Here is a 9,773-nt window from a genome sequence, read left to right as displayed (position 1 = left end):
TGCGCGGGGCGCCCCCCCCCCGCGCGGGGGGGGGGGGGGGGGGGCCCCCCCCCCCGCGCGCCGCCCCCCCCCCCCCCGGTTCCGGGGAGTTACGCCGTGATGGGCACGGTCGCGATGTGCTGGTCCTGGCCCGGATCCACAGTGCACGGCAGGGCGAAGGTGCCGAGCGCGGTCGCGGTTCCGTCGGACTTACGCGGGGTGACCGTCCCGTTCAGCTGCTGGCCCGCGGCGACGTCGAGGGTGCCTGCCTGGTAGAAGATCAGGCTCGGGACGTCCGGGGTGATCGATCCGCTCGCCGGGTCGGTCGGCGGGACGGGCGTCTGCGGGATCGAGCCGGGAATGCCGATCGTGATCCTGGTGGTGTCCAGGGTCGCGTCCACATCGGCGTACGCCCTGCCCTCGACTGTCGCCGCCTGGTTGCTCCGCAGCAGATTCGCCGTCGCCGGGTTGAACTGGGCGCCGATCACCAGGTTGCTGATCTGGGCACGCTGGCCGACCGCGACCGTGTCGGGAATCGTGGCCTTGACATTGCCCTGGATCTGCTGGTTTCCGATCTGCGGGAACGTACAGGTGTAGGTGAGGTTCTTGTTCACGTCGCCCAGCGGCCGCACCACGGATTCGGCTGTGGACGGGCCGGAAACGGGAATGTTCGCGAACAGCGTGTCCTGCGGCGGGTCGGTCGTCTTGATCGTGCACGGCACGTCCAGAATGCCGAGCGGTGTCGGTGTCCCGTCGGCTTTCCGAGTGTCGACCTTCGCGTTGAACTGCTGACCCGCCCGAAGCGTGATCGTGCCCGCCTTGTACACGACAAGATTCGGCATCGGGCCGGAAATAGTAGTGGTCAATGGACCACTCGGCGGAATATCGGCACGCGCGATGTTCAATCCGGGAATGCCGAGTGTCAGCTGTTTGCCGTCATAGTTCGCATCGACGTCCGCGGCGCCGGTACCCTGCGCGTAGGCGGTACCGAAAGCCCTGAGCGCGCCGACGATGTTGTCCTGCAGTGTAACGCTGATGTTCAGGTCGCCCGGCGCGATGCGCTGCCCGGCCGTACCCGAATCCGGGAGGGTGATCGCGACCTTCCCGGTCACGTCCTGCGGGCCCACCAGCGGAAAAGTGCAGCTGTAGGTGAGATTTTTCGTGACCTGTCCGAACGCGCCCAGTTCGTGCGCGGACGCGGATCCGGCGACGCCTGCCCCGAGCAGGGCCGCTGCCACACTCGCGACGACTGCCATGACCCGGCGGCGTCCCGAGGAAGAACTTATGCGACCTGACATCACGCAACCTCCTCCGCCACTCGTCGTTTGTCCGGCGAGGGCATGATTTTATTTCGCCACAAGAGCGCGATCGCATAATCAGCGGACGGCACCGGATTTCGTTATCCGAATCCGGCCCGGCCGCAATACCTACCACGGAGTAGGTTACTTCCGCGCAACATGCGGGACAAGCCTGAATTATTCAGGAATCGGTCCAGAACAATTCTCGGAGGAACTTGTCACCGGCCTGACAAGTTCCGCTTCGGATGTTATCGTCGGAACGCGTCGTCGCGGTTCGGGGAACTCGCACGCCGACTGGCCAATAAATCACCTGAAAGCGTAGCGGTTGGCAATAGTCCAACAGATTGGCCACGCTCGGCGTCGCTCCGAGCCCTCGCGTTGATCATTGACACTTCCCGAGATCTCGCAATATAGTGATCGACATCACAAATTGCTCAACCGACGACGTGCGGTCCGACGAATTCTTGTCACCGCCAGTAGGGGAAGAGCACCGGTGACTGACACGGACACCTCCGGGAACCCGCTGAACACCTTCGTGCCCGCGACACGGTTCGTGCCTTCGGCCGAACGGTCCGGTCTGCCCGCCATCGACAACCCGTGGCTGGCGCTCCCCCACAATCTGGCGAACAAGTTCCGGCCGGGCGCACACGATGTGGCGCAAGAGATCCTCGCGGCGATACAGCGGGCGATCCCGGCGTACGCGCGTCCGCTGGAAGGCGCGTTCGGCAAGGTCATCACCGAAGGAATCGACCGCGCGGTCGTCCAGTTCATCGAGCGCGTCGCCAATCCCGCGAACCCGCACGAAAACGACGCCGACCTGTTCCGCAGGCTCGGCGAACTGCAGACCGTCGAGGGCGACGGCGTGGAAGCCCTGCAGAACGCCTACCACGTCGGCGCCAGAGTGGCGTGGCAGCGCATCGCCGATTTCGGGCAGGCCGCGAATCTGTCGCTTCCCACCGTCTGTTTGCTCGGCGACATGCTGTTCGCCTACGTGGAAGAAATGTCGGCTCTGTCGGTCCAGGGTTTCGCCGCGGCCAAGGCGCGCACAGCCGGCGTGCTGGAACGGCGCCGAAGACGGCTGCTCAACCTGCTCCTCGACGGGCCTTCGGTATCGAGACGGGAACTGGCCGACCTCGCCGAACTCGCGCGCTGGAAACTACCCGCGCAGGTGATCGCCGTGGCGCTGGCCCGCGACGACGCGCAGCCGGACCTGCCGGTGCTGGCCATGGACGACCGCGTTCTCGCCGACCTCGACGGCGACGAGCCGTGCCTGGTCGTCGCCGCCCACGAAGACCGGCTGCCCGACCTCGAAACGGGGCTGGCCGGTGGCAAGGCCGCGGTCGGCCCGCGGGTACGGCCCGCCGACGTCGCGGTCTCCCTGCGGCACGCGCGCCGTGCGCTCGACCTGGTCCAGCGGGGCATTCTCCCGGACGCCCCGCTGACCTGGTCCGATGACCATCTCACGACGTTCTGGCTGCTCGCCGACGAATTCCTGGCCCGCGCGCTCGTCGCCCGCAGCCTCGCCCCGCTGGCCCGGCTGACCACCAAGCAACGGGCCAGGTTGAGCGAAACCCTGCTGGCCTGGCTGGAAACCCGGGGTGGCGCCCCGGAAATCGCCCAGCGGCTCGACATCCATCCGCAGACCGTCCGCTATCGCCTGCGGCGGATCAAAAGCCTCTTCGGTGACCGACTCGACGATCCCGACGAGCACTTCGAGCTGGAGGTCGCGCTGCGCGCCCAGCGGCTACTCGACACCGCTGCCCACACCGGCTGACGGGCCGAACGGGCGAGGCTCGGCGCGTGCGGCGGACCTGGGCCCCAAGATCACGACGTCGCCGGGGGTGGGGTCCGATCCGGAAGCGGGCGGTCTCGAACTTCGGGGACTTCGGCAGCGCGGTCATCGTGTCGACGGTGATCTGGTCCTCCGCCGAGAACACGTCCCCGTTCCGTCAGGAAATACGGTTCGCCACCAATCATGTCACGCTTGCGTGAATAGCCCGATACCGCACAATTCTTCACCAGGAGAATGATTCCCCGCCGCCTGAAGCCTTATGCGGTTCGCCGATCACGCGGACCTCGGGGCCCGTTCCGCCCGCCGCCGAGCGCCCCCTGTCCTCGCCGACGCGTTCGTGGGCCATCCGGGGAATCCTCCGAGCGCGCCCCTCGCTACCATTCGAAGAAGATCGACTCCGCGACTTCATTGCTACCGGCGAGTTCATCTGGCTCCGGCAACACCAGCGTGGCACCCTTTCGAGCAGACACCACCGCGTCAACGCTTTAACCGCGAACCAGAAGACCATCCCAGCCACCCATTCCGGTGAATTTCGCACGCTTCAGAGTGACTCGAGCTGCGTCAGTGTCTCGAGCGTGCTGATCCCGAAAACCCGAATCCGCTTGCACTGCCACATATCGACGCCCTCGCACAGCAAGGGAGATCTCGACCCACCCGGTCGTGAGCTGGGCAAACAGTGGCTTCCGGCACCTTCGGCCCACGACCACCATGATCCCCGGCACGCCACGGAGAAGACCCCAGGACCCAAAGTTGATCTTGATCAGATCAATTTCACCATTTGCCGCCTTCCAGTGACTTCGTAGAGGCTCTGCGCCATGAAAGACAGCAAGGCCACCACCGGGATGTGGATCCGACTGGAAGACCCGGAGGGCTTTCCCGCACGGATCCACCGGGAAGGGGGTTGGGTACCACGTCCATTACCTTCGGAGCTGGCCCTGACACCGCTTACCTATCAAATACTGGCCGCTTCCGAGCAGGCACTGGGACGACTGGACGAAGCCGCGGAACGGCTTCCGGATCGAGAGTATCTCGTTTACTACACGATGCTGCGCGAGGCGCAGAGTTCGGCGGCACTGGAGAACGCGCATGTGTCGCTTCGCGAAGTACTGCGTGCCAATCTGCCGGGCGTCAAGGCCGGACCGGACGTCGAGCCGATCTTGCGCTACCTCGAGGCGAGCCGCGCCGCGTTCACCAACGTGCGCGGCGGCGCGGAGATCGACCTGCCGTTGCTGGGCCGGATCAGTAGTCAGCTCGCGCCCGAACCCCCGGCAGCCGAACGATTCTGGCGCGAGGGTACGAGCTGGGTGGGTGGCCGTACCCGCGGCGAGGCCGTCCTCGTGCACACCCCGCCCGGCCCGCACCTGCAGGCCGCCGCGCAGCAATGGCAGGAATGGGTCGGCGCGCCGTGCGATCTGCCCTTGGTCGGCAAGCTCGCCATGGGACACCAGCAGCTGGAACTGATTCATCCCTTCGCGGGCGGCAATGGTTACGTCGCCCGTCTCTATGTCAGCCTGGAGCTGGTCCGCGCCGGTGTGCTGCGCGACCAGATCCTGCCCCTGTCCCTCTGGCTGGACCGCAACCGCACCGAGTATCACCAAAGGCTCCGGGAAGTCGTGGACACGGGCGACTTCGAGAAGTTCGTGGTGTTCTTCGCCGACGGCATCCGTCACTTGTGCGGGGAACAGATCGATTTGATCAAACGCATGGAGCAGCTGCGCGCGCGACATCTGGAGAAGGTCAACCGAAGCGGCAATGTCCGCAAGGTCGCGAGTGGGCTGATCGGCATGCCGTTCAGTAACCACCACTCGATCGCCGAACGCTTCGGCATGTCCCGCAAAGGTGCCAACGACGTGGCGAGAGAACTGGAACGCGCGGGACTGCTCAAGGTCGAGGCCAACAAACGATACAAGAAGATCTTCATCTGCGAGGAGGTGCTGGATCTTCTCAGCACACACGACCCGGTGGCCCCCGCCGAAGACCGCGAAGTCTTCGGCTAGCCTCCGCCCGGCCGATCGGCCCCGTTCCCGAGCACACCCACCACCTCTTTCCTGCCCAGGAAGTTCCCATGGAAGCTCCGCTGTCCCGGCATCGGCGTTCGTGCCACGGCCGCCACCGAGTGTCCCCTCGACCCCACTCACCACAACACCGGTTCGCCGTCATCGCGTTGCTCGCCTTGGCTATCGTTCTCGCGGTGACCTGTCTGCGACGTCGCCGCGTTCCGCTACGGGCAACACAGCGCCCTCCTCGGTGGCCAGCAGAGCCCGGACATACTCGGCGCCTTGGTCGTCGACGTCGACAAGACGAGCCAGCGCCCTGCTGAACGTGCGGCGGGCCGGTCCCGTCCGGCCCGCACCCCATTGGGCGCGCCCCAACATGATCAACAGTTCGGCATGAGCGCTGTCGTCGATCCGGTCGTCATCCGCCGCGTAGAGGTCCGCCCGGCTGAGGTACTCCACCGCCGCCGCGGGTCGTTCGGCCAGCATCAGCACCGCGCCCAGCCGCTGCGAGGTCATCAGCACACCATGCCCGTCCTGCGTTTTCTCGTACACCGCAAGCAAGTCGAGATAAGCGTCCATCGCCCGATGCAGCCGGGCCCACCTGGTGTAGAGCGAGCCGAGCGCCTCCAGGACAGCGACCGCGCCGTGCGCGTCACCCCTATCCCGCTGAATCTTCAACGCCCGCACCCATTGCGCCTCGGCCCGCGGCAAGTCCTCGGCCTGCTCCGCGTGCCGAGCACTCAGCACCAGCAACTCGGCCAGTGCCGCCGGGTCGTGCGCCGTGATCGCCGCCCGTTCCCCTGCCGAAGCCAAGGCCGTGCCCCATCGCTGATCGGCTACCCGCCCCGCGGAGCCCCACCAGCTGCGGGCGAGTTCGACACCGTGCCCGGCCAGGTCGGTTCCGGCCAGCCATCGCACCACTCCGACCGCCGGCCACGCTGTCTGCGCGAGCCAACCTTGTGTCTCCGTCAGGGTTTCCGCGCCCAGGCGAACCGCGAGACGACGCGCGACCGCAAGTCTCTGTTCCGTGACAGCCGCGGAGGCGGATCCGTCGCGCAACGACGCTCGCGCGTGGTCACCGAGAACGAACCCGCCGGACGAACCCCGTGCCAGCCACCCGTCACGCGCTAACCGCTCGCAACGCGCTGCCGCGTTCGCCTCATCGAGACCCGCGCCGACGGCCACCAACGCGGTGGGCAGTTCCCCAACACCACAGACAACGAACGAATTCAGGATCGCGGCGTCCTCTTCTCCCCACGACTCGAATGACCGCGCGGCCCTTTCGCTCACTAGCCAGCAACCTCCTCGGCAACCAACAAGCCCTGCCGTTGTCCAGTTTTGTTGCTTGCCTTGGCCGACTTCCCGAGGCAGCTGTCAGCGACCCGCCGGCTAGCAGTCAGCTGTAACGCCACCTCCGCAGACTCACTCAAGCACCTCGGGAGCCGTCGACGCGACCGCTCCGGAGGTGAACCCGCCACTCCCGGAACCACAGTCACGTCCCGGACACCCTAGACCAGCACATGCCGATGCGCGTGCATTCACCCGTGTGTTACCCGAGCACAACACCGGGGTGCGCCGCTGCGCGGACCTGCCCGCGCCCGTTTCCCGCCATTTCACCCATGCCGGACACACCGCCCCAAGCCGTCGCCGAGCCACCGGCAGCACAGTGTCCACATTGGATGCTTGCGCTGATTCCGGCCCGGATGCCATGGGGGCGGCCAAAAATCGAAGTTCTCCTACGCGATTCAAGACGGGCAGCTCGCGTTGACAAGTTTCGGAGAACGGAACTCGACGGTTGTTTCCGCCCGGTCCCACACCGCTCGGCGGCCGCTACAGGCGGATGGATTTCTTGTTCATGAACTCTTCGATGCCCAGTGCGCCGAGTTCGCGGCCCATGCCGGAGCGTTTGATCCCGCCGAAGGGCAGGTCGGCCTGCGAGCCGCCCGCCCTGTTCAGGTAGACCATGCCCGATTCGATCCGCCCGGCCACTCGCCGCATCCGCTCCGGATCGGTGCCGAAGACGCTGGCGCCGAGCCCGAACGGCGAATCGTTGGCGATCGCGACGGCCTCGTCCTCGGACGCCGCGCGGAAGATCAGCGCGACCGGGCCGAAGATCTCCTCGTAGTAGGCGTTCATGTCGCGGGTGACGTCCGTGAGCACGGTGGCTTCGAGGTAGGCGCCGGGACCGACGCGGTTCCCGCCGGTGCGCAGCGTCGCGCCCTGGTCGACCGCGGTGCGGACCTGCGCGGCCACCTCGTCGGCGGCGGAGATCGAGGCCAGCGGCGGGAGGGTCGTCACCGGGTCGGCGGGGTCGCCTGCCACGTAGTACTCGGCGACCCGCTTGGTGAAGCCGCTGACGAACTCGTCGTAGATCTCGTCCAGCACGATGATCCGCTTGGGGGCGTTGCAGGACTGGCCGCAGTTGCGCATCCGCGCCGTCGCGGTGGCCTTCACGGTTTCGTCCATGTCGGCGGTGTCCAGCACGATCAGCGGGTCGGAACCGCCCAGTTCCAGGACGCACCGCTTCAGGTTCCGGCCCGCGTCGGCGGCCACCGCGACCCCCGCCTGCTCGCTTCCGGTCAGGGACACGCCCTGGATGCGCGGGTCGGCGAGGATGCCGGGAACCTGCCTGCTGGACGCGAACGTGTTGACGTACGCGTCTTCGGGCACGCCCGCCTCGCGCAGGATCTCCTCGATCGCCTTCGCGGAACGCGGGCAGATCGAGGCGTGCTTGAGCAGGATCGTGTTGCCCAGCACGAGATTCGGCGCCACGAAGCGGGCCACCTGGTAGCAGGGGAAGTTCCACGGCATCACCCCGAGCAGCGCGCCGATCGGCTCCTTGGTGATGACCGCCTTCCCGCCCTTGATCGTCAGCGGCTCGTCGGCCAGGAGCGCGGGCCCGTGCTCGCCGTAGTAGGTGAAGATGTCGACGACGATGCCGATCTCGCCACGACCCTCGTTGATCCGCTTGCCCATCTCCAGGGTCATGATCGCGGCCAGCTCGTCGGCACGTTCGGCGAAAAGGTTCGCGGCGCGCAGCACGATGGCCGCGCGTTCGGCGACCGGGCGGCGCCGCCACGACGAGTAGCCGCGGTGCACCTGCCCGATGGCCGCCTGTACCTGCTCGTCGGTCGCGTTGGGAATCTCTTCGACCAGCGCGCCCGTGGCCGGGTTGGTGACTGAGTACATGGCGTACCGACCTCCGTGTGCTTGCTCCGGCGATGCTCGACCTCGTCTACGAAGACTGTATACCGGATACAAACTACCGCGAAATCAGCGTGTGCAGTGCCACACCTCCGGTACCGATGTGCCTCAGACGGCGGGAAGGACTCGCCCGCGCACCTCGCAGAAGCCGATCCGGGTGCCGCCGGGGCCGGGCGCCGTCCCGCTGATGACCACCTCGTCCCCGTCCAGCAGGAACTTCCGCGTCTCGCCGCCGGCCAGGTCGAACGGCTCGCGACCGCCCCAGCTCAGCTCCAGCAGCGACCCGCGCTGCTCCCGCTCGGGCCCGGTGACCGTGCCCGACGCGTACAGGTCACCGGTGCGCAGGCTCGCGCCGTTGACGGTCAGGTGTGCGAGCTGCTGCGCGCCGGTCCAGTACTGCGTCGCGAACGGCGGGCTGGACACCAGGTGCCCGTTGAGCCGGATCTCCAGCGCGAGGTCGATCCCCCACGGCTCGCGGCCGCGCAGGTACTCGAACGGCTCCGGATCCTGCGCGGGCGGGGCGACCCTGGCGTGGCTGAGCGCGTCGAGCGGCACGATCCACGCCGACATCGACGTCGCGAAGGACTTGCCGAGGAACGGGCCGAGGGGTTGCGATTCCCAGCCCTGGATGTCCCGCGCCGACCAGTCGTTGACCAGGCACAGGCCGAACACGTGCGCGGCGAAGTCGTCGACGGGAACCGGAGTGCCCCAAGTGGACGGTGTGCCGACGACGAACCCGACCTCGGCCTCGATGTCGAGCAGCCGCGACGGGCCGAAGCTCGGTTCGGCCGCACTGCGCGGCTTGCGCTGGCCACTCGGCCGGACGATCGGCGTTCCGGACACCACCACCGTGCCCGCCCTGCCGTGGTAGCCGACCGGGAGCCGCTTCCAGTTCGGCGCCAGCTCGTCGTCGGTGATCCCGAGGATCCGCCCGGCGTTGAGCGCGTGCTGCTCGCTCGAATAGAAGTCGACGTAGTCCGCGACCTCGATCGGCAGGTGCGTGGTCACCTCCTCGCGCGCCACCAGGTGCGGGGCGGTCCGATCCGCGTGACGCGGCTCGGTGAGCCACTCCCGCACCAGCGCCCGCACGTCCCGCCAGGTCGCGGGACCCGCGGCCAGGAACGGGTTGAGCACCTCGGCGTCGAACAACGACGCGAACGCGGTGTCCGCCATCGCCGCCGACAGGTCCAGCACCTGGTCGCCGACGGCCACTCCGACGCGACGACGAGCGTCGCCGGGGCCGGAGAACACGCCGTAGGGCAGGTTGTCCAGACCGAAGAGGGTGTCTTCGGCCAGGTCGAGCCAGGTCACGCGGTACTCCTTCGGTAGGGGTGGAGATGCGACCTTGCTGGTGGGGTGATGCCGTGAAGGACTCCTTACCGGCGCTCAGCGCTGTTTGGATGTCGCGAACGCTCCGTTGCGGTGAATTACAGGGCGAACAACGGGTCGGGGAATGCTCGGGAGGCATGCCCGCGGGGGGGGCGCGCGGGGGAGGACGTCGGG

The 9,773-nt window shown here is 67.4% G+C and carries 6 protein-coding genes; 2 read left to right on the top strand and 4 right to left on the bottom strand.

What is annotated here, in order from left to right:
* Positions 1–89 precede the first annotated feature (89 nt).
* Positions 90–1,277 carry a DUF6801 domain-containing protein gene (locus ACFWY9_RS23755; protein WP_378339943.1) on the bottom strand — a complete coding sequence of 396 codons (1,188 nt, stop codon included), beginning with the start codon at positions 1,275–1,277 and terminating at the stop codon, positions 90–92.
* 493 nt (positions 1,278–1,770) lie between these two features.
* Here ACFWY9_RS23755 and ACFWY9_RS23750 point away from each other — a divergent pair, with 493 nt between their 5' ends.
* Together ACFWY9_RS23750 and ACFWY9_RS23745 are read left to right on the top strand one after the other, a co-directional pair.
* Entirely contained in the window at positions 1,771–3,051 is a 1,281-nt protein-coding gene (locus ACFWY9_RS23750) for a helix-turn-helix domain-containing protein (RefSeq protein ID WP_378339942.1), read from the top strand.
* A gap of 833 nt (positions 3,052–3,884) precedes the next feature.
* Positions 3,885–5,066, top strand: a complete 1,182-nt coding sequence (locus ACFWY9_RS23745) for a Fic family protein (protein WP_378339941.1) — start codon at positions 3,885–3,887, stop codon at positions 5,064–5,066.
* Positions 5,067–5,246: 180 nt separating this feature from the next.
* Here the strand turns inward: ACFWY9_RS23745 and ACFWY9_RS23740 are convergent, their stop codons facing one another.
* From ACFWY9_RS23740 to fahA, 3 genes are all read right to left on the bottom strand, one after another.
* A complete protein-coding gene (locus tag ACFWY9_RS23740; protein ID WP_378339940.1) occupies positions 5,247–5,984 on the bottom strand; it encodes a hypothetical protein in 738 nt (245 codons plus the stop codon).
* A 912-nt stretch (positions 5,985–6,896) separates the two neighbouring features.
* Positions 6,897–8,255 carry an NAD-dependent succinate-semialdehyde dehydrogenase gene (locus ACFWY9_RS23735; protein ID WP_378339939.1) on the bottom strand — a complete coding sequence of 453 codons (1,359 nt, stop codon included), beginning with the start codon at positions 8,253–8,255 and terminating at the stop codon, positions 6,897–6,899.
* A gap of 123 nt (positions 8,256–8,378) precedes the next feature.
* A complete protein-coding gene (gene fahA, locus ACFWY9_RS23730) occupies positions 8,379–9,581 on the bottom strand; it encodes a fumarylacetoacetase (RefSeq protein ID WP_378339938.1) in 1,203 nt (400 codons plus the stop codon).
* Positions 9,582–9,773: the final 192 nt, after the last annotated feature.

This window comes from Amycolatopsis sp. NPDC059027 (genome assembly GCF_042739735.1).
In the GTDB taxonomy this organism is placed as follows: Bacteria; Actinomycetota; Actinomycetes; order Mycobacteriales; family Pseudonocardiaceae; genus Amycolatopsis.
The sequence above is the reverse complement of the archived record's forward strand: the minus strand, read 5'-3'. Positions and strand labels throughout refer to the sequence as shown.

Excerpts from the sequence above, each read along its gene's own strand:
- ACFWY9_RS23755 (WP_378339943.1), bottom strand. The coding sequence starts at position 1,277 with ATGTCAGGTCGCATAAGTTCTTCCTCGGGACGCCGCCGGGTCATGGCA.
- ACFWY9_RS23745 (WP_378339941.1), top strand. The coding sequence starts at position 3,885 with ATGAAAGACAGCAAGGCCACCACCGGGATGTGGATCCGACTGGAAGAC.
- ACFWY9_RS23735 (WP_378339939.1), bottom strand. The coding sequence starts at position 8,255 with ATGTACTCAGTCACCAACCCGGCCACGGGCGCGCTGGTCGAAGAGATT.